General features: G+C 65.3%; 17 protein-coding genes. 7 read left to right on the top strand and 10 right to left on the bottom strand.

From position 1 onward, the window contains the following. Window positions 1–45 precede the first annotated feature (45 nt). From gap to ppc, 5 genes are all read left to right on the top strand, one after another. A complete protein-coding gene (gene gap, locus MTX35_RS00605; protein WP_032365753.1) occupies window positions 46–1065 on the top strand; it encodes a type I glyceraldehyde-3-phosphate dehydrogenase in 1020 nt (339 codons plus the stop codon). A 5-nt stretch (window positions 1066–1070) separates the two neighbouring features. Then, window positions 1071–2282 carry a phosphoglycerate kinase gene (gene pgk / locus MTX35_RS00600; protein WP_243593111.1) on the top strand — a complete coding sequence of 404 codons (1212 nt, stop codon included), beginning with the start codon at window positions 1071–1073 and terminating at the stop codon, window positions 2280–2282. A 3-nt stretch (window positions 2283–2285) separates the two neighbouring features. Beyond that, window positions 2286–3071: a triose-phosphate isomerase gene (gene tpiA / locus MTX35_RS00595; RefSeq protein ID WP_243593110.1), complete on the top strand. Its 786-nt coding sequence runs from the start codon at window positions 2286–2288 to the stop codon at window positions 3069–3071. 119 nt (window positions 3072–3190) lie between these two features. After that, window positions 3191–3424 carry a preprotein translocase subunit SecG gene (secG, locus tag MTX35_RS00590; protein ID WP_032398009.1) on the top strand — a complete coding sequence of 78 codons (234 nt, stop codon included), beginning with the start codon at window positions 3191–3193 and terminating at the stop codon, window positions 3422–3424. A gap of 51 nt (window positions 3425–3475) precedes the next feature. After that, the gene (gene ppc / locus MTX35_RS00585) at window positions 3476–6307 is read left to right on the top strand and encodes a phosphoenolpyruvate carboxylase (protein ID WP_243593109.1); all 2832 of its coding nucleotides are present in this window, start codon (window positions 3476–3478) and stop codon (window positions 6305–6307) included. A 216-nt stretch (window positions 6308–6523) separates the two neighbouring features. Here the strand turns inward: ppc and pgl are convergent, their stop codons facing one another. From pgl to tkt, 5 genes are read right to left on the bottom strand one after another with little or no spacing between them, the layout of a single operon-like run. Then, a complete protein-coding gene (gene pgl / locus MTX35_RS00580; RefSeq protein ID WP_243593108.1) occupies window positions 6524–7270 on the bottom strand; it encodes a 6-phosphogluconolactonase in 747 nt (248 codons plus the stop codon). Next, a complete protein-coding gene (gene opcA, locus MTX35_RS00575; RefSeq protein WP_243593107.1) occupies window positions 7263–8171 on the bottom strand; it encodes a glucose-6-phosphate dehydrogenase assembly protein OpcA in 909 nt (302 codons plus the stop codon). The genes pgl and opcA overlap by 8 nt, the downstream gene beginning before the upstream one ends. Continuing rightward, window positions 8168–9724, bottom strand: a complete 1557-nt coding sequence (gene zwf / locus MTX35_RS00570) for a glucose-6-phosphate dehydrogenase (RefSeq protein WP_243593106.1) — start codon at window positions 9722–9724, stop codon at window positions 8168–8170. Before zwf ends, opcA begins: the two co-directional genes overlap by 4 nt. Window positions 9725–9730: 6 nt before the next feature. After that, the gene (gene tal / locus MTX35_RS00565) at window positions 9731–10855 is read right to left on the bottom strand and encodes a transaldolase (protein ID WP_243593105.1); all 1125 of its coding nucleotides are present in this window, start codon (window positions 10853–10855) and stop codon (window positions 9731–9733) included. Window positions 10856–10858: 3 nt separating this feature from the next. Then, a complete protein-coding gene (gene tkt / locus MTX35_RS00560) occupies window positions 10859–12958 on the bottom strand; it encodes a transketolase (protein ID WP_243593104.1) in 2100 nt (699 codons plus the stop codon). A gap of 410 nt (window positions 12959–13368) precedes the next feature. Between tkt and MTX35_RS00555 the strand changes: the two genes are divergently transcribed. Continuing rightward, window positions 13369–14376 (top strand): heme o synthase, encoded by a 1008-nt coding sequence (locus MTX35_RS00555; protein ID WP_308198091.1) that lies wholly within the window; start codon window positions 13369–13371, stop codon window positions 14374–14376. Window positions 14377–14400: 24 nt separating this feature from the next. Here the strand turns inward: MTX35_RS00555 and MTX35_RS00550 are convergent, their stop codons facing one another. Further along, on the bottom strand, window positions 14401–15366 hold the full coding sequence (locus MTX35_RS00550; protein WP_243593103.1) for a quinone oxidoreductase: 966 nt from the start codon (window positions 15364–15366) through the stop codon (window positions 14401–14403). A 136-nt stretch (window positions 15367–15502) separates the two neighbouring features. Between MTX35_RS00550 and MTX35_RS00545 the strand changes: the two genes are divergently transcribed. Continuing rightward, the gene (locus MTX35_RS00545; protein WP_243593102.1) at window positions 15503–15874 is read left to right on the top strand and encodes a hypothetical protein; all 372 of its coding nucleotides are present in this window, start codon (window positions 15503–15505) and stop codon (window positions 15872–15874) included. Window positions 15875–16013: 139 nt separating this feature from the next. Here the strand turns inward: MTX35_RS00545 and MTX35_RS00540 are convergent, their stop codons facing one another. From MTX35_RS00540 to mptB, 4 genes are read right to left on the bottom strand one after another with little or no spacing between them, the layout of a single operon-like run. Further along, complete coding sequence (locus tag MTX35_RS00540) at window positions 16014–17018, bottom strand: heme A synthase (RefSeq protein WP_243593101.1); 1005 nt, start codon at window positions 17016–17018, stop codon at window positions 16014–16016. 55 nt (window positions 17019–17073) lie between these two features. Continuing rightward, window positions 17074–17874 (bottom strand): ABC transporter permease, encoded by an 801-nt coding sequence (locus MTX35_RS00535; protein ID WP_243593100.1) that lies wholly within the window; start codon window positions 17872–17874, stop codon window positions 17074–17076. Further along, window positions 17871–18815, bottom strand: coding sequence for an ABC transporter ATP-binding protein (locus MTX35_RS00530; RefSeq protein WP_243593099.1), 945 nt, complete (start codon window positions 18813–18815; stop codon window positions 17871–17873). Before MTX35_RS00530 ends, MTX35_RS00535 begins: the two co-directional genes overlap by 4 nt. Next, window positions 18812–20464 (bottom strand): polyprenol phosphomannose-dependent alpha 1,6 mannosyltransferase MptB, encoded by a 1653-nt coding sequence (mptB, locus tag MTX35_RS00525; RefSeq protein ID WP_243593591.1) that lies wholly within the window; start codon window positions 20462–20464, stop codon window positions 18812–18814. The genes MTX35_RS00530 and mptB overlap by 4 nt, the downstream gene beginning before the upstream one ends. Window positions 20465–20698 lie beyond the last annotated feature (234 nt).

Here is a 20698-nt window from a genome sequence, read left to right as displayed (position 1 = left end):
CCGGCACAATCAGACATCTGTTTTCACAACTTTTAGGAGCGAACAGTGACGATCCGGGTAGGCGTCAACGGCTTCGGCCGCATCGGGCGTAACTTCTTCAGGGCTGTCGACGCGCAGAAGGCGCTCGGTACCACCGACATCGAAATCGTTGCTGTCAACGACCTGACCGACAACGCATCGCTCGCACACCTGCTCAAGTACGACTCGATCCTGGGCCGCTTGCCGCACGACGTCTCGCTCGAGGGCGAGGACACCATCGTCGTCGGCGGCCAGAAGATCAAGGCACTGTCGCTGCGCGAGGGCCCGTCCGCACTTCCGTGGGGTGACCTGGGCGTCGACGTCGTCGTCGAGTCCACCGGCATCTTCACCGACGCTGCGAAGGCTCAGGGCCACATCGATGCCGGCGCCAAGAAGGTCATCATCTCCGCGCCCGCCAAGGGCGAGGACATCACCATCGTGATGGGCGTCAACGACGACAAGTACGACGGCAGCCAGAACATCATCTCCAACGCGTCGTGCACCACCAACTGCCTCGGCCCCATCGCCAAGGTTCTCGACGACGAGTTCGGCATCGTCTCCGGTCTCATGACCACCATCCATGCGTACACGCAGGATCAGAACCTCCAGGACGGCCCGCACAGCGATCTGCGTCGCGCCCGCGCTGCAGCTCTCAACGTGGTGCCCACCGGCACCGGCGCGGCCAAGGCCATCGGCCTGGTCCTCCCGCAGCTGCTCGGCAAGCTCGACGGCTACGCGCTCCGGGTACCGATCCCCACCGGCTCGGTCACCGACCTCACCGCACTGTTGAAGAAGAAGGCCAGCGCCGACGACATCAACGCCGCGATGAAGGCAGCTGCCGAGGGTCCCCTCAAGGGCATTCTGAAGTACAACACCGACCCGATCGTGTCCTCGGACATCGTCACCGACCCGCACTCGTCGATCTTCGACGCGCCGCTGACGAAGGTCATCGACGACCAGGTCAAGATCGTCTCCTGGTACGACAACGAGTGGGGCTACTCCAACCGCCTCGCCGACCTCATCGGTCTCGTCGGCAAGTCCCTCTGACACCGATGGCTGTCAAGACACTGCAGGATCTGCTCGATGCCGGTGTCGAAGGCCGTGGCGTACTCGTGCGATCGGACTTCAACGTCCCGCTCGAGGACGGCACGATCACCGATCCCGGCCGTATCCAGGCGTCGATCCCGACTCTTCGGGCCCTGGTCGAGGCCGGTGCCAAGGTCATCGTCACCGCGCATCTCGGTCGTCCCGACGGCAAGCCCGACGCGAAGTACAGCCTGGCTCCGGTGGCAGCGAAGCTCGGGGAGCTGCTCGGACGCCATGTTCAGCTCGCGGGCGACGTGGTGGGCCAAGATGCCGAGGCTCGCGCCGAGGGTCTGACCGACGGCGACGTGCTGCTGCTCGAGAACATTCGCTTCGATCCCCGTGAGACCAGCAAGGACGAGTCCGAGCGAGCTGCTCTGGCACGTGAGCTCGTTGCGTTGGCCGGCGACGACGCGGCGTTCGTCTCCGACGGATTCGGCGTCGTGCACCGCAAGCAGGCGTCGGTCTACGACGTGGCGCAGTTGCTGCCCCACTACGCGGGCACCCTCGTCGCGGCCGAGGTCGAGGTGCTGGCCAAGCTCACCGAGGACGCTGCGCGTCCGTATGCGGTGGTGCTCGGCGGCTCCAAGGTCTCGGACAAGCTCGGCGTCATCGAGGCATTGGCTCCCAAGGTCGACACCCTCGTCATCGGAGGCGGAATGGCCTTCACTTTCCTTGCGGCACAAGGTTATTCGGTCGGAAACTCGCTCCTTCAGGAGGATCAGATCGGAGTCTGCAAGGACCTGCTCGAGCGTTTCGGCGACGTGATCCACCTGCCCGTCGACATCGTCGTCGGGGACAAGTTCGCTGCAGACGCCGAGGCGAAGACCGTCAAGGCGTCCGAGATTCCGGACGGCTGGATGGGCCTGGACATAGGGCCGGACTCGGTCAGTCGTTTCGCCGTCGTCCTCTCGAATGCCAAGACCGTCTTCTGGAACGGACCGGCCGGAGTGTTCGAGTTCGACAAGTTCGCGGCCGGAACCAAGGGCATTGCCGAAGCGATCATCGGAGCCACCGAGAAGGGCGCGTTCAGCGTCGTCGGCGGCGGCGATTCCGCGGCTGCCGTGCGCACCCTCGGACTGCCCGACGACGGCTTCTCGCACATCTCCACCGGCGGTGGTGCATCCCTCGAATACCTCGAAGGCAAGCAGCTCCCCGGCCTATCCGTCCTGGAGGCGTAACGCATGGCACGTAAGCCGCTCATCGCGGGCAACTGGAAGATGAACCTCAATCACCTCGAGGCCATCTCGCTGGTGCAGAAGATCGCGTTCTCGTTGCCCGAGAAGTACTTCGACAAGGTCGACGTGACGGTGATCCCGCCGTTCACCGACATCCGCAGCGTGCAGACTCTGGTCGAGGGCGACAAACTCCTCCTCACCTACGGTGCACAGGACGTCTCGTCCGAGGACAAGGGTGCTTTCACCGGCGAGATCAGCGGATCGATGCTGGCCAAGCTGGGGTGCACCTTCGTCGTCGTCGGTCACTCCGAACGACGCACGCTGCACAGCGAGGACGACGCCGTCGTACTCGCCAAGACGAAGGCGGCCCTGAAGAACGGCCTCACTCCGATCGTGTGCATCGGCGAGGGTCTGAACATCCGGGAGGCCGGCGAGCACGTGGCCTACAACGTCACCCAGCTGCGTGGTTCGCTCAGCGGACTGTCGGCCGACGATATCTCCAAGATCGTCATCGCCTACGAGCCGGTGTGGGCGATCGGCACCGGCCGGGTCGCGTCGGCGTCGGACGCTCAGGAAGTGTGCGGTGCAATTCGCGAGGAACTGAAGGCGCTGTCCTCCGACGAGGTCGCCGCCGGAGTGCGCGTGCTGTACGGCGGTTCGGTGAACGCGAAGAACGTCGGCGAGATCGTCGGTCAGCCCGACGTCGACGGCGCACTGGTCGGTGGCGCTTCGCTCAAGGCAGACGAGTTCGCCACGTTGTCTGCCATCGCCGCAGGCGGCCCCTTGCCCTGATCGGTCATCGGCACCGCTGGACAGACCTGGTTTCGGACACCTCGCTTCGGCGGGGTGTCCGAAGCCGTTCGCGGGGCCAGGTAGGCTGCTGAAGGCATCGAATCGAGTTTGAGGTGGACATGGATCTGTTTCTGGATATTCTGCTGGTCATCACCAGCCTGGCACTGATCTTGCTGATCCTGCTGCATCGCGGCAAGGGTGGCGGATTGTCCAGCCTGTTCGGTGGCGGAGTGCAGTCCAGCCTCTCCGGTTCCACGGTCGTGGAGAAGAATCTCGATCGCCTCACCGTCTTCACCGGCATCATCTGGCTCATCGCCATCCTCGGTATCGGTCTGGAGATCAAGTACACCTGATCCACCTCGGCTCCGAGTGCGAGTTGGTCGCGAAGCGACGATACTGAGTGGATGAGCGAATCCTCCTACGACTCAGTCGGATCCCCAGCCTTCGTTCCACCGACAGCTCAGGGTCGGGAGTTGACCGAGCCACTCCGTGAGGACATCCGCTATCTCGGCGGCATCCTGGGTGAGATCATCCGTGAGCACGAAGGCGACGACGTATTCGACCTGATCGAGGCGGCACGCGTCGAGTCCTTCGCGGTACGCAGATCCGAGATCGAGCGAGACGATTCGGTCGGTCGCTACACCGACGTCGAAGTGGCTCGAGCAGTTCCACTCATTCGAGCATTCAGTCACTTCTCATTGCTGGCCAATCTTGCCGAGGACCTGCACCGCGAGCGCCGACGCGCGATTCACCTCGACCGCGAGGATCCGCCGCAGGACAGCAGTCTCGACGCCACCTGGCTCAAGATCGATTCGGCAGCACCGTCGCGCGAGCAGGTGGCCGCGGCACTGACGGACGCGCTGGTGGCTCCGGTGATCACCGCACACCCCACCGAGACGCGTCGCCGGACCGTGTTCGATGTCCAATCGAAGATCACCGAACTGATGCGCCGCCGCGATGTCGCCACTGCCGCTCGCGAGGGCAAGGCCGCCAGTGCCGCGAAGGAACTGGCCGCCATCGACGTGCAGATCCGCAGGCAGGTGCTGACTCTGTGGGAGACGGCTCTGATTCGGTTGTCGCGCTTGCGGATTCAGGACGAGATCGAGGTCGGACTCCGATACTTCGAGTCCTCCCTGTTCGACGTCATGCCCGCCCTCAACGCGGATGTGCGCGCCGCTCTGCGCGCGCGGTGGCCCGAGGACGACCTGCTGCCGCGTCCCATTCTGCGCCCTGGCTCGTGGATCGGCGGTGACCGCGACGGTAACCCGAACGTCACCGCGGACGTGGTCCACACCGCGACACATCAGGCGGGGTACGTCGCGTTCGAGCACTACCTGGACGAGCTGGTCGGGCTGGAGAAGGAACTCTCGATGTCCGCGCGCCTGGTGGACGTCACCGAGGATCTCGCAGCTCTGGCCGGCGCATCGGCCGAGCCGGACGATCGCCGATCGGACGAACCGTATCGCGTCGCTGTCGTCGGCATCCGGGCCCGTCTCACGGCCACTGCCGAGGCGGTACTCGACGCCGTGCCGGTCTCCGGGATCGACCTCGGGGCGCAGCAGTACGACGGTCCACAGGCCATTCTCGACGACCTCGACATCATCGACCGTGCTCTACGCGCCGACGGAGATGCCTTGATCGCCGACGATCGTCTGCTGCGGCTCCGACAGTCGGTCGAGACGTTCGGCTTCCATCTGCAGGCATTGGACATGCGGCAGAACTCCGAGACCCACGAGGAAGTGGTCGCCGAGCTGCTGGCGTGGGCCGGTGTTCACTCCGACTACATGTCCCTCGAAGAGGACGAGCGGGTCTCGGTGCTGTCGCAGGAACTCGCGACCAGGCGGCCGCTCGTCGGCCCCAACGCGCAGCTCAGTGAGCTCGCCACCAAGGAACTGGGCATCGTCAGGGCGGCCAAGGAGGCTATCGATCACCTGGGCCCCGACACCATCCAGAACTACATCATCAGTATGTGTCAGTCGGTCAGCGACATGCTCGAAGCGGCGTTGCTGCTCAAGGAAGCAGGCATCTTCGACCCTGGCACCGACGGCTCCTCACCCACGTCGACCGTCGGCGTGGTTCCGCTGTTCGAGACCATCGAGGACCTTCAGCAGGGTGCGGCGACGCTGCTCGCCACGCTCGACGTTCCGATCTACCGCGCGCTGGTGGCCGGGCGCGGCATGAATCAGGAAGTCATGCTCGGATATTCGGACTCGAACAAGGACGGTGGGTACCTCGCTGCGAACTGGGCGCTCTACCGTGCCGAGTTGGACCTGCTCGAAGCATCGCGCAAGACGGGAATTCGACTGCGACTCTTCCATGGTCGCGGTGGCACGGTCGGCCGCGGCGGCGGCCCCAGCTACGACGCGATCCTGGCCCAGCCGCCCGGCGTGGTGCAGGGATCCCTGCGTCTGACCGAACAGGGTGAGATCATCGCGGCGAAGTACGCCGAGCCGTCCATGGCGCGCCGCAACCTCGAGTCCCTGGTGGCGGGAACCCTCGAATCGACTTTGCTGGACGTCGAGGGCCTCGGGGACGGCGCAGAAGCCGCATACGACGTCCTGGACGACCTCGCGGCGAAAGCCCGCGCGGCATACGGCCGGCTGGTGCACGAGGAGCCCGGTTTCGTCGAATACTTCCGCACGTCGACGCCGGTGGCGGAGGTCGGCGAGCTGAACATCGGCTCCCGTCCGGCATCGAGGAAGCCGACGAACTCGGTGTACGACCTGCGTGCCATCCCGTGGGTGATGTCGTGGAGTCAGTGCCGCGTCATGCTGCCCGGGTGGTACGGCACCGGTTCGGCGTTCGAGGAGTGGGTCGGCGACGACGATTCCAAGCTCGAGGTGCTGACCGACCTCTATCGAAAGTGGCCGTTCTTCCAGACGGTGCTGTCCAACCTCGCGCAGGTCATGGCCAAGTCGGACCTGGGTATCGCGGCGCGCTACGCCGAGTTGGTTCCGGACGCCGATCTGCGGGCCCGGATCTTCGGCATGATCGAGGCAGAGCACGCCACGACGGTGCGGATGTACCTGAAGATCACCGGCCACAGTCGACTGCTCGAAGACAACCCGTCCCTGGAGCGCTCCGTGCACAACCGGTTCCCGTACCTCGAACCACTCAATCAGATGCAGGTCGAGATGCTGCGCCGTTACCGCAGCGGTGACGACGACGAGCGCGTCAAGCGTGGAATCCTGTTGACGATGAACGGTCTGGCGACTGCGCTGCGCAACAGCGGCTAGCGACGGGTGAGGAACCGGTCGGCGGTCGGTCGCGTCCAACGAGGTATGAGGCAGTGCAGCAACGACACCGATGCCTGGCGAGACGGATCCGCCTACCGCGCGAACGGTAGGCGGATCCGTAACTCGACGACAGGACGTGCCTGGGGCGTCAGCGAGTACGAGGGCAATCGGCCGAGATGTGACCCCGACGCCGCGGAACCCAGCTGAGCGGGTAGATCAGACAGTGTCCAGCTTGGACGCTGCGCCGGCATCGAGGAACCAGACAGTCGATTCGGTGCCCAGCGCGCCGGCCGACGGGATGTCGTCGGGATCGGCCCCGCCGACCGCCGCGGCAACGGCATCGGCCTTGTTCGCTCCCGATACGAGCAGCCACACGTGCTGTGCGCGGCGAACGGCGGGCAGCGTCAATGTGATTCGCACGGGCGGAGGCTTGGGGGAGTCCTCGACCGCCACGACGAACCGATGCTGTTCCCGGACTGCATCGGTGTGGGGGAACAGCGAATTGATGTGCCCCTCGCCGCCCATTCCCAGCAGGTGGATGTCGAAAGTGGGCGTCGGCTCGCTCTCGGATCCGGAATGCAGGGTCTGCGCATACGCCGCCGCGGCCACCTCGGGATCGCTTCCGTGAGGTCCGTCGGACGCGGCCATCCGGAAGATGCGATCCGGATGCACGTCGACGTGATCGAACAGTGCCTCCGAAGCCTGAACCTCGTTGCGTTCGGAATCACCCGAGGGCAGGAATCGCTCGTCGCCGAAGTAGATGTCGACGGCGGCCCAGTCGATGGATCCGGAATCCTGGCGAAGCGCCTCCAACAGGGCGATACCCGTGCCACCTCCGGTGAGCACCACCGAGGCCGAGCCTCGCTCGGCCTGCGCGGCCGTGACGACCTCCACAAATCGAGACCGGGCGGCGTCGACCAACGCCTGCGAGTCCAGGTACTGAAGGACCGATGTCTTACTCATAGCTCACTTTCGACAGTCCGTGCAGGGCCAGTTCGTAGATCTCGTCCGTGTCGAGTCGGCGCAGTTCCTCGGCCAGGCACTCGCGGGTGTTGCGTCGGGCGAGTGCCACCTCGGCGTCGGGCTGCCCGGTGCGCCGCAACGTGGCGGTCTTGCCGGTCTGCGGACGCGTCAACGAGATGCTGCTGTTCTCTCTGATCAGCTCCACCTTCAGTTCACCCGCTCGGCGATACACCGGCACGTCCAGTTTGGCGGCCAGCCAACCGGCCAGGATGTCGAGTGCCGGCTCCTCGGCCAGTCCCGATACCGTCGCCGAGACGACCGCCTCGTACGGAGCCTGGTCGAGGGCAGTGGCCAACAGACCGCGCCAGTAGGTGATGCGGCTCCACGAAAGGTCGGTGTCACCCTCGGTGTAGCTGCTCAACCGCCCCTTGATGGTCGCGGTCGTGTCGGGGGAATTGGTGGCATCGGTGATTCGCCGAATTGCCAAGCGGCCCAGCGGATCCTTCGCCGGAACTGCAGGTGCCTCGTCGGGCCACCATGCCACGATCGGGGTGTCGGGAAGCAGGAACGGAATGACCACGCTGTGCTCGTGATCAGCGAGCTCGCCGTTCAGGCGCAACACGACGACCTCCGACGCACCCGCGTCACCGCCGACGCGAATCTGGGCGTCGAGGCGCGACTCGGCCGACCGATCGCCGTGAATGAGGACGATGACGCGGCACGGATGCTCGCGGCTCGCCTCGTTCGCTGCGTCGATCGCTCGCTCGGCCTTGGCCGGATCGCGACTGGCAACGATCAGTGTCAGGACACGGCCGATCGTCACCGCGCCACCTGCCTCGCGAACCTCCACCAACTTCTTGCCGACCTCGGCCGTCGTCGTGGCGGGGATATCGACAATCACGGCCTTCTCCATTCGCGTCCGGTGCGGTGCATCATCTCGTCACCCGAGGAAGGACCCCAGGTGCCGGCTTCGTACGGTTCCGCAGTGCCACCCGACGCCCAGAAGTCGAGGATCGGGTCGAGGATCTTCCACGACAGTTCGACCTCCGCGTTGACCGGGAACAGCGAGGGCTCGCCGAGCAACACGTCGAGGATGAGTCGCTCGTATGCCTCCGGCGAGGATTCGGTGAACGCCTGGCCGTAGCTGAAGTCCATGCTGACGTCGCGCACTTGCATGCTCGATCCCGGCACCTTCGAACCGAACCGCATCGTCACGCCCTCGTCGGGCTGGACTCGGATCACCAGCGCATTCTGACCGAGTTCTTCGGTCATCGTGGCATCGAAGGGCAGATGTGGAGCACGTTTGAACACCATCGCGATCTCGGTGACTCGACGCCCGAGTGCCTTGCCGGTACGAAGATAGAACGGAACTCCACCCCACCGTCGCGTATCCACCTCGAGGGTGATGGCAGCGTAGGTTTCCGTGTTGGACTCGGAGTCGAAACCCTCCTCTTCCTTGAGCCCCTTCACTTTCTGGCTGCCCTGCCACCCTGCGGAGTACTGACCGCGAGCGGAGGTGCGATCGAGTGGTTCGGCGAGCTTGGTTGCCGAGAGCACCTTGATCTTCTCCGACTGCAGCTCCTTGGGGTTGAAGCTGACCGGCTCCTCCATCGCAGTGATGGCGAGCAGCTGCAGAAGGTGATTCTGGATGACGTCGCGTGCCGCTCCGATGCCGTCGTAATACCCTGCGCGACCGCCCAATCCGATGTCCTCGGCCATCGTGATCTGAACGTGGTCGACATAGTGTGCGTTCCAGATCGGATCGAACAACTGGTTGGCGAAGCGCAGTGCCAGGATGTTCTGCACCGTCTCCTTGCCGAGATAGTGGTCGATGCGAAACACGGTGTCCTCGGGGAACACTCGGTTCACGACCGCATTGAGCTCTTTCGCGCTCTGCAGGTCGTGTCCGAACGGCTTCTCGATGACGACGCGTCGCCAATTGCCGTCGTTGCTCTGTGCCAGACCGGAGCGAGACAGCTGCTCGAGGACGACGGGGAACGCGCTGGGCGGGATGGACAGATAGAAGGCGTGATTGCCGCCGGTGCCACGGGTCTCGTCGAGCTCGGTCAGCGTTCGGGACAGCTCGTCGAACGCCGCGTCGTCGTCGAACGTGCCCTGGACGAAGCGGAAACCCTCGGCGAGGGTGTTCCACACCTCCTCGCTGAACGGTGTTCGTGCGTGATCGCGCACGGAGTCGTGCACGATCTTGGCGAAGTCCTGGTTCTGCCATTCCCGCCGGGCAAATCCGACCAGGGCGAAACCGGGGGGTAGGAGCCCCCGGTTCGCCAGGTCGTACACCGCAGGCATGAGCTTCTTACGCGCGAGATCGCCGGTCACCCCGAAGATGACCATGCTGCACGGGCCCGCAATGCGGGGGAGTCGTTTGTCTCGTGCGTCGCGGAGAGGATTGAGCCAGTCCGCGGAGTGGAGAGGTTCGGTTTCTGCGGTGGGCACAGTCGGTCAGCTCTTCTGACCTGCTTGGCGAAGCTGCTCGCCGGTGGCGTCGAGCAACTCGTTCCAGGCCGCCTCGAACTTCTGCACGCCCTCGTTCTCCAACGTCACGAAGACGTCCGAGATGTCGATTCCGAGAGCCGAGATCCGGTCGAAGATCTCCTGTGATTCCGGTCCCTTGCCCGAGACGGTGTCGCCGACGATCTCGCCGTGATCGGCAACTGCGTCCATGGTCTTCTCCGGCATCGTGTTCACCGTGTTCGGTGAGACGAGCTCGGTGACGTACATGGTGTCCGGGTAGGCGTCGGACTTGACGCCGGTCGAGGCCCACAGGGGCCGCTGTGGACGCGCGCCACTGCCGACGAGCTCGCGGAACCGGGGAGCGACCTCGAAGATCTGCTGGTACGCGACGTACGCGAGACGAGCATTGGCCAGAGCAGCTTTTCCCTTGAGTGCCTCGGCGTCGGGGGTGCCGATCGCGTCGAGTCGGGAATCGATCTCGCTGTCCACCCGGGAGACGAAGAACGACGCCACGGAGTGGATCTTGTCGAGGTCGTGACCGGCTGCGCGCGCCTTCTCCAGACCGTCGAGGTAGGCGTTCATCACCAGTTCGTAGCGCTCGACGGAAAAGATGAGCGTGACGTTAACGCTGATGCCCTCGCCGATCACCTTGGCGATGGCCGGAATTCCGGCTTCGGTGGCCGGAATCTTGATGAGCAGGTTCGGGCGGTCGACGATCTTCCACAGCTCGACGGCCTGCTCGTACGTCTTGTCGGCGTCGTGTGCCATGCGGGGATCGACCTCGATCGACACCCGTCCGTCGACGCCTGCACTTGCCTCGTACTGCGGCATCAGGATGTCGCACGCTTCGCGGACGTCGTCGGTCGTGACCGTGCGGATCGTGGTCTCGACGTCGGCACCTTCGCCGGCGAGCTTGGTGACCTGCTCGTTGTACGCATCGCCCTTGCTCAGCGCCGCCTGGAAGATCGACGGGTTGGTCGTCACGCCCACGACACTCTTGGTGTCGATGAGGTCCTTCAAGTTGCCCGAGCGGATGCGATCACGGGACAGGTCGTCCAGCCATACCGAGATACCGGCGGTGGAGAGCTCTGCGAGATTCTTGTTCTGGGTCATGGACTATCCCTTCACGTTGGTGATGGAGCGCTGAGCGGCTGCGGTGACGGCCTCGGCGGTGAAGCCGAACTCGCGGAAAAGTGTTGCAGCGTCGGCAGATTCGCCGTAGTGCTCGAGCGAGATGATCTCGCCGAAGCCGCCGACGATCTTCCACCACGGCATTGCGATGCCGGCTTCGATCGACACTCGTGCCTTGACGGTGGGTGGGATCACCTGGTCGCGGTAGTTCTGGTCCTGGCTCTCGAACCACTCGACACACGGCATCGAGACCACGCGGGCGGCGATGCCCTGATCCTCCAGCTGCTTCTGCGCCTCGACCGCGTACTGCAACTCGGAACCGGTGCCGATCAGTACTACGTCCGGGGTCGCCTTGGACGACTCGACGAGGATGTATCCGCCCTTCGACACGCCCTCGAAGCTGGTGCCCTCGAGAATCGGGATGCCCTGACGCGTCAGCGCGAGGCCGACGGGTCCGCTGCTGCTGGACTTGGCCAGCACGGCCTGCCATGCGAACGCGGTCTCGTTGGCGTCGCCGGGGCGCACCACCGACAGGTTGGGGATGGCCCGCAGCGCCGCGAGGTGCTCGACCGGCTGGTGCGTCGGGCCGTCCTCACCGAGGCCGACGGAATCGTGTGTCCACACGTAGATGGGGTCGATGTCCATCAACGACGCGAGTCGCACTGCCGGCCGCATGTAGTCGCTGAACTGCATGAACGTTCCGCCGTACGCGCGGGTGGGGCCGTGCATGACGATGCCGGACAGGATGGCACCCATCGCGTGCTCACGGATGCCGAAGTGCAGCGTGCGGCCGTACGGCTCGGCGTCCCAATCGTCGGTGGAGATCGACGTGGGGCCGAAGGACTTCGCACCCTTGATCGTCGTGTTGTTGCTGCCGGCGAGGTCGGCCGAGCCGCCCCACAGTTCCGGGAGAACGGGTCCGACGGCGTTGAGGACCTCGCCCGACGCCGCACGCGTGGCGACGGCCTTGCTGCCGGGCTCCCAGGTGGGCAGAACGTCGGTCCAGTTCTCGGGCAACGTGCCCTGAGTCAGTCGATCCAGCAGCTTCTTGCGCTCGGGCTCGCGCGCGGCCCAGGCCTCGAATTCGACGGTCCAGTCGGCGTGCGCCTTGCGGCCGCGTTCCTGCAGTTTGCGGGTGTGGCCGATGACCTCGTCGGTGACCTCGAACGTCTTGGCGGGGTCGAAATCGAGTGCCTGCTTGACCTTGGCGATCTCCTCATCGCCCAGTGCGGCACCGTGGACTGCACCGGTGTTCATCATGGTGGGAGCCGGGAAACCGATGATGGTGCGCAGCACGATGATCGACGGTTTGTCGGTGACGGCCTTCGCGGCCTCGATGGCCTCTTCGATGGCGGTGACGTTCTCGCCACCCTCGACCACCTGCACGTGCCAGCCGTAGGCCTCGTAGCGAGCGGCCGTGTTCTCGGACAGGGCGATGTCGGTGGAGTGCTCGATGGAGATCTTGTTGTCGTCGTAGAACAGGATCAGGTTGCCGAGCTGCTGAGTACCTGCCAGCGACGACGCCTCGGACGTGACGCCTTCTTCGATGTCGCCGTCGGAAGCGACGACGTAGATGAAGTGATCGAACGGGCTGTCGCCGAGAGCGGGCTCGGGATCGAACAATCCGCGCTCGCGGCGCGCCGCCATTGCCATGCCCACAGCGGAGGCCAGACCCTGACCGAGCGGGCCGGTGGTGATCTCGACGCCGTCGGTGTGACGGAACTCCGGGTGTCCGGGAGTCTTGGACTTGTAGGTGCGCAGTGCCTCGATGTCGGCGAGTTCGAGTCCGAAACCGCCCAAGTAGAGCTGCAGGTACAGCGTCAGGCTCGAGTGGCCGCACGAGAGCACGAATCGGTCGCGGCCGATCCAGTGCGTATCGGTCGGATCGTGGCGCATGGTGCGCTGGAAGAGGGTGTAGGCGAGGGGAGCAAGGCTCATCGCGGTTCCGGGGTGGCCGTTGCCGACCTTCTGCACTGCGTCCGCTGCCAGAACACGAACGGTGTCGACCGCTCGGGTGTCCAGGTCCGTCCAGTCGCTCGGGTGGTGCGCCGTGGTGAGGACGTCAATATCGTCTGTGATCGACACGAGCAGAAATCTCCTGACATTCGTTCGAGTTGTGGCTCCGAGGAATCGTCGCTCGGCGGCGACTGCCACGCGCCTTGGTGGAGCGCGCACGCAGCCGGTGCCGAAGGACGTCCTCCACCAGCCTAGTTCTGTCCGACCCTACTGTCGTGCCTTCCCCCGGGCGATTGCGCGCGGGCGACTCGTAGGCGCCACATTCCGCACTTTGGGTGCCCTGCGAATTGGCGGTGCAAACCCCGCCGTCTACCATCGGTTGTAGTAGGCGCACGTTCGCCGGCTCACGCGGCAGTTGATGCGGACGATCACGCGTGGGCTCCGGCGTCCAGGTGTCGCCATGGAGATCGATCCGCGTGCCGGTGGCACGTGAGCAAGTGGCCCAGCGCCAGAGAACGACAGTCGTGCAAGGAGACGCAGTGCGAATTGGGCAGCAGTCGGGCGGACACGGTTTCGCCGGCGGCCCCGGATTCGGAGCAGGCGACGAAGGCGCTGCCGCCCAGGCCGCACCGGCGACGTCCGCCCCGCGCAGAGCGTTCGCACTCTTTCTTGCGTACGTTGCGCTGACGAAGCCCAGGGTCATCGAACTTCTTCTCGTCACGACCATTCCCGCGATGCTGCTCGCAGACCGCGGGAACGTCGATCCGTGGCTGATCCTCACCACGCTCTTCGGGGGAATGCTGGCCGCGGCCAGCGCCAACACCCTGAACATGGTGGTCGACGCGGACATCGACAAGGTGATGAAGCGCACCGAGAAGCGCCCCCTCGCCCGTGGTGCCATGCCTGTCTCGCATGCCCTGATATTCGGGCTCGTACTGGGCGTGTTCTCGTTCTTCTGGCTGTGGGCCACCACGAATCTGCTCAGCGGTGTGCTCGCCGTCGTGACGATCTGCTTCTACATCTTCGTCTACACCCTCGTGCTCAAACGGCGCACGTCGCAGAACGTGGTGTGGGGCGGCGCGGCCGGATGTATGCCGGTGATGATCGGCTGGTCCGCCGTGACCGGCACGATCGGGTGGCAGGCACTGGTGATGTTCCTGGTGATCTTCCTGTGGACGCCACCGCATACCTGGGCCCTCATGCTTCGGTACAAGGAGGACTACCAGGCCGCCAATGTGCCGATGCTGCCTGCTGTCGCCTCGGAAACCAAGGTCACCAAGCACATCGTGCTCTACGCCTGGGCCACCGTCGCCGCGACGTTGGCGCTGGCACCGGGCTCGGGCGTCGTGTACGCGGCCGTTGCCGTGGCCTCGGGAGTGTGGTTCCTCGTGGTGGCGCATCGTCTGTACGCAGGTGTGCGAGCGGGAACTCCGGTCAAGCCGCTCAAGCTGTTCATTCTCTCCAACGAATACCTGGCACTGGTGTTCTGCGGCCTGGCCGTCGACTCGGTTCTCGGCTGGCAGACGCTCGCCCAGCTGCTCTCCTGAACGAGCGTCCACCCGACGGATCGGTCAGGGAACGAGCACGATCGACCCTGTCGTCCTCCGTGACTCCAGGTCGGTGTGGGCAGTCGCCGCGTCCGCCAACGCATACCGCGCACCGATCTCCACCGTCAGAGCGCCGCTCGACATCGCCGCGAAGACGTCCCCGGCGCGCCATTCCAACTCGGCCCGGTCTCGTATGTGATGAGCAAGCGTGGGCCTGGTCAGAAACAGAGACCCTGCGCCGTTCAACCGCTGCGGATCCATGGGCGGCACCGGACCGCTCGCGGCACCGAACAGAGCGAGCGTCCCTCTGATCCGAAGCGACGCAAGACTTGCCTCGAACGTGTCGGCACCGACGCCGTCGTACACCGCATGCACACCCTCGCCGTCGGTGATTTCACGCACGCGCGCGGCGATGTCCTCCTCGTAGCGCACCACGTGGGCTGCACCGGCATGACTCGACCGCTCGGCCTTCGCATCCGTGGAGACCGTGGTGATCACGTTCACGCCCTTCGCCACCGCCATCTGCGTCAACAACAGTCCGACGCCACCTGCGCCTGCGTGCACCAGGACGGTGTCGCCCTGCTGAGCCGCGTAGGTGGATTCGATCAGATAGTGCGCAGTCATCCCTTGCAGCAGTGCTGAGGCGGCTCGATCGGCAGGAACGCCGTCGGGAACCGCAATGGCCGCCGAGGCGTCGACCAGGACGTATTCGGCGTAGCTACTCGGTGCCGCAGCCCAGGCGACGCGGTTGCCTGGTGACAAGCCGGTGACGTCGGATCCGATCTGTTCGATCACCCCCGATCCCTCGTCGCCGGGAACGTACGGAAGCGCGCGTGGGTACAGGCCGCGTCGGAAGTACGTGTCGATGTAGTTGATGCCGATGGCGTCGGTGCGGACCAGCAGCTGCCCGGGCCCTGGCGTCGGTATCGGAATGTCGACGACTTTCATGACCTCGGGTCCGCCGATGTTTTCTACTCGAATGGCACGCATGAACACCGTTGTACACGGACCGGCCGCGCCCGAGTGCACAAATCCGGTGGATGCGGGCGGGGAGTCGAAGTTACCGATCAGTAACGACTCGACGGGTCGTTGTGGGCGCGATGGGCGACCTCGGTATCGTGACGGCATGGCTACCGAAATCGACAGTGCGGGCATCGAGAAGAACGAGTCGAACGACGTTCCCAAGGGAACGCTCGCGGCAGTGAAGAGCTTCCTCGCCGATCACGGCAACTCCGCGAGTGTGGTGATCCAGCCGGTCGGTCGGGCCGGGACTCGGCTCACCATGGTCGGTGCCGACGGCGTCCTGGGGGACCAGGTGGTGCCGACGACTGCAATCGCCCGCGCGATCGTCGACGGTCTGGACGAGTTGACCGAGGCCGAATGGGACCGCGAGCTGGTCAGTTCGGTCAATCCGGCCCCCGGGCACCACGAGAAGATGGCCGGCTGGGTAGCCGGTCAGAAGAAGTTCCCGAAGGCGCGCAACCAGGCGATCGTCTGAGCGGAGAAAAGTCGAGAAAATTGTTCGATTCGACGGGAACCATCTCGGTACTCGGTGCGTCGAAGTCAGTGGAGGGGCAGTCGGCCATCTGAGGGGGAGGTCGGCTGCCCCTCCACCCTGTTCGAAGTTCGACCGATCGTCACGAGCGAACTGCGACGTCCTCGGCGGTCTCGATCTTCTCGGATACGGCCGGGCCACGGGTGCGGCAGGCCGCCCACACGGCTGCGGTGGCGGCGGTACATGCGCCCGCACCGGCCACGTGGAAGGCGACGAGTACGGCCGGAACCCCGGTGAAGTACTGGACCAGTCCGATCAGAGACTGTGCGAGCACCAGGACGATCAGGACATTGAGTCGAAACGTGACGGCCTTCGGAGCCCGAACTGCATACAGGGCGAATACCAGACCGACCAGCAGGGCAAGGTAGCCGACCAGGAATTGAGAGTGTGCGTGCACCAGCGTCACGATCTCTATACCGAGGCGCGGTACCGGTTCTTCGATGCTCTTGTCGCCCGCGTGCGGCCCGGCCCCGGTCACCATGGTGCCCGCGATCAGTACGCCTGCCAGCGCGATCCCGGACAGCCCCGTCAGCGCTCGCAGCGCAGCTGGCACCGTGGGCGTCGACTCCGATGGCGCATCGCTTTCACCGACCTTGGCGTACAGCAGCGTGGCCAGCCACACCATCGCCATCGACACGACGAGGTGAACGGCGACCGTCCACCACAGCAGTCCGGTCAGCACGGTGAATCCGCCGATCACGGCCTGCACGACGGTACCGAGTGGCATCAGCCACGCGAAGAACAGCACTCCGCGACGACGCCGCGCCCTGGTGACGGCGATGACGACAGCGGCGGCCGAGAGAACGACGACGAAGGTGAGCAGACGATTGCCGAACTCGACGGCCTGGTGCAAGACCGGTACCTCGGACACCCCGACGGGAGTGAAGCTACCCGGGAAGCACTGCGGCCAGGTGGGACAGCCGAGACCGGATCCCGTCACGCGAACGACGGAACCGGTGACCGCGATGCCACCCTGGGTCAGGATTGCGATGAATGCCAGCACCCGCTGCACTCGAAGCGACGGCAGTGGCAGGAGATCGAGGACGCGCAGGAATACGCCATAGAGCTTCCGTAGGAGGGAGGGCACTCCACGATGGTAAACGCCGATCAACTACACAGCGTCGTTGGGTAGCGAGCGTGGCTCAGGTGAACTTGAACGTGCGCACGGCGAGCGTGCTGCACACCGCAGCCCAGACCAGCAGTACGACGACGCCGAACACGTCGAACGACGACGAGACACCTCGGCTCAACGCCTCGCCCAGCGCGCCCGACGGAACGATGCGCGCCACGTTCTGCAGGCCCTGCGGAATCTGGTCGTCCACGAACACCACGCTGCCGATGCCCAGCATCACGAACCAGGCGATGTTCGCCAGCGCCAACACGATCTCCGCCCGCAGGGTGCCGCCGAGCAGCAGACCCATCGACGCGAAAGTCACGGTTCCGAGCGCGATGACGACGGCGCCGAGCAACAGGCCCGTCGCGCTCGGACGCCAGCCCAGTGCGGCACCGATCGAGCCGAGCAGAACCGACTGCAGAATCACCACGATCACCACTGCAGCGGATTTGCCGCCGATGATGCCCCACCGAGGGAGCGGTGTTGCCCCGAGCCTCTTGAGGGCACCGTAGCGACGATCGAACCCGACGGCGATCGCCTGCCCCGTGAACGCCGTCGACATGATGGCCACCATCATCACAGCCGGAACCACTCGGCCTACTCGGTCGTCCCCGAGCTCGCCGAAGGGCAGCAGGGTCAAGCCGATCAACAGTGTGATCGGGATGAACATCGTCAGCAGCAACTGTTCGCCGTTGCGCAGCAGCAACTTCAGTTCGAGTCGGGTCTGCGCGAGCAGCATGCGCGCAGCCGACGCGGCCTGCGGGCGCGGCGCGAACAGGCCTGTCTCGAATCGGTTGTCGGCGAGCCGGGCTTCTCTGCGCACGGTCACTTCCTCAATTCTCTGCCGGTCAGCTCGAGGAAGACGTCCTCGAGGCGGCGCTGGTCGACCTGCAATTCGGTGGCCAACACGTCCTGCTGCGCACACCAGGACGTCACGATCACCAGAATCTGCGGCTCGATCACGCCGGAGACCACATAGGAACCCGGCGTCGGTTCCGACGGTACGTAACCCGGGGGGAGTGCCGCGTCGAGCAGAGACAGCTCGAGGCCCGGGGGAGCGGCGAACCGCAGTTGGCCCTCTGCGCCCTGCTTGGTCAATTCCGACGGGGTACCCGAGGCGACGACGCGGCCGTTGTCGATGATCGTCAACCGGTCGGCCAGCTGCTCCGCCTCGTCCATCAGATGTGTGGTGAGCAGTACCCCGACACCGTCGCGGCGCAAGGCGTCGATCAGTTCCCACACCAGAAGTCGGGCCTGCGCGTCGAGCCCTGCAGTCGGTTCGTCGAGGAACACCAGCTCGGGTCTCCCGACGATGGCGCAGGCCAGAGCCAGCCGCTGCTGTTGCCCGCCGGAGAGCCGTCGGTACGGCGTGCGGACGGCCGACGTGAGACCGAGGCAGTCGAGCAGCCATGCCGGATCGAGTGGGTCGGCCGAGTACGAGGCGACGAGTTGGAGCATCTCGCCTGCCTTGGATCCTGGATACGCGCCGCCGCCCTGGAGCATGACGCCGATTCGTGGCCTCAGCTGCGCCGACTGCGCAATGGGGTCCAGCCCGAGTACCCGAACGGAGCCGCTGTCGGGTGCCACGAATCCCTCGCACATCTCGACGGTGGTGGTCTTCCCGGCACCGTTGGGGCCCAGCAGTGCGAGAACCTCGCCGGGACCGATGTCGAGGCTGAGACCGTCGACGGCAGTCACGCCGTCGTACGACTTGCGTACGTCGGTCAACTGCACGACAGGTTGCGTCGTATTCGACGTCCCGGAGGTCACGAGGACCCAGCGTATTCGTCGGCGCTGCGCTCGCGTGCCGGTGGTCCGGTGCGGGTGGGCCACGGCATCCGGTTTCGCGTGAACAGGTACAGCACCGCGACCGTCAGGATTGTCATCACTGCGGCCTGCACTATCTGGAACGGCTGATACTCACTACCGTTCGGCATGAGAATCACGCTCACCAACGACGAGAAGGCGATGGCAGGACGCCGGAACGAGGGAGTCGTGGCCCACGCGGCCAGCGGAATCACCGCCCACAGCAGGTACCAGGGTTGCACCACCGGGAACAACAGAACGACGGCCCCGAGCGCAACTCCGAGTGCGCCGACCGGATGCAGGCGGCCGCGCAGAACTGCGATCAGCATGCGTACGACGATGATTCCCGCGACGACGGCAGCGATCGGTCGAGTGAGACTCAACACAGCCGTGGTGTGATCACCGAGGCCGAGCAGCACGCCGACGAATCCGGTGCCGAGCCCGAGAATCGTCGGAATGGACATCCAGCTGCGCACCACCCCCGCGGTACCCAGAGTGTTGATCCAGCCGAAGCCGAGCCCGCTGCTCAGACTGACGGCGACCTGCACGGCGATGACGACCGTGCCGAGCAGTACCGCCACGTACACCACGGACCGGAGAGTGCCACCCCATCGCTTGGACAGCGCCATTCCCACGAAGCCCAGTGCGATGAGAGACGGGATCTTCACGGTCGAAGACAGGGCGATCAGGGCGGCACCGCCGATGAGGAATGCGATGTCGGTCTTTCGCAGCGCTCCCGCGCGTTCCACGGCACGCAGTGCGAACTCGGTGCCTGCGAGCATCAGCCCGATCATCAGAGCCTCGTTGTGGATACCGGCAACCAGGTGGAACAGCAGCAACGGGTTCGCGGCGCCGAGCCAGAGTGCAGTCACGGACGCGACCCCGCATCGGCGTGCGAGACGTGGCAGTGCCCAGACGATCAGTGCCACGCCCACCAGCGCGAGCAGCCGATGGAGGAAGATGCCGGCGACGATGTTCTCGCCGGTCAAGTACGTGATTCCACGGCCCATCCACAAGAACAGCGGACCGTACGGCGCAGGCGTATCGCGCCAGATCGTGGGAACGGTTCGGGTCAGCACATTGTCGACGCCGAGGGCCGTCGCAGGGCCGACCTCGTAGGGGTCGAGTCCGCGCGCCGTGATCTCGCTCTGCGCCAGGTAGGAGTAGACGTCGCGCGAGAACATCGGCGGTGCGACACACAAGGGCAGGATCCACAGCAGCAATGTGCGGTCCATCTGGGAACGGGTGAGCCGACGCGGAGTGGCCCCGGACCGCGTCTGTCCGAGAGCGAATCGGCCCAGGAGCAACCAGGCGATGACCACGATGACGGTGCCGGTCATCGTGACGGTCAGCGCGGAGGTGGCCATTCGGGACGGCAGACTCAGTAGTCGAACGCCGAAGACGGGATTCTGCAGCACCGGCTGCGCGCCCGCGCCGAGGGCACCGATCGCCATCAGCAAGGCACCCGCGGCCCCGAAACGGCGAATGTTCCGAAGCTGGTTCGTCTCCGACGGATTCAGCCCCGGTGCCTCCTGCTCGTCTCCGTGCAGGGTCGCGACGCCACCGCCGGGAGGCGTGGGTTCGAGGCCGATGAGGCGACGTGCGGGGGCCAGGACGAATCGGCGGACGAACGCAGCGGAGGCGGCTTTCGAGGTGCCGGACCCCGAGGATGAACCCGGACCGCTCGCGAGAGGTGAGCTCTGGGAACTGGGCTCACTGTCTGTCGATGGCACAGTGGGAGCGTAGCGGTGCACTCGCGCACGACCCGCACCGTGCTCGACTCCGCTTCACGGCTCGGCACCGGTACCGGCCGCATGGTCGGCAAAGGGCACCCTTGCTGGACCGGG

Origin of the sequence: Rhodococcus sp. ARC_M12 (assembly GCF_022810385.1) — a bacterium.
GTDB classification, from domain to species: domain Bacteria; phylum Actinomycetota; class Actinomycetes; order Mycobacteriales; family Mycobacteriaceae; genus Rhodococcoides; species Rhodococcoides navarretei.
This window is presented reverse-complemented; position numbering and strand designations above follow the sequence as displayed.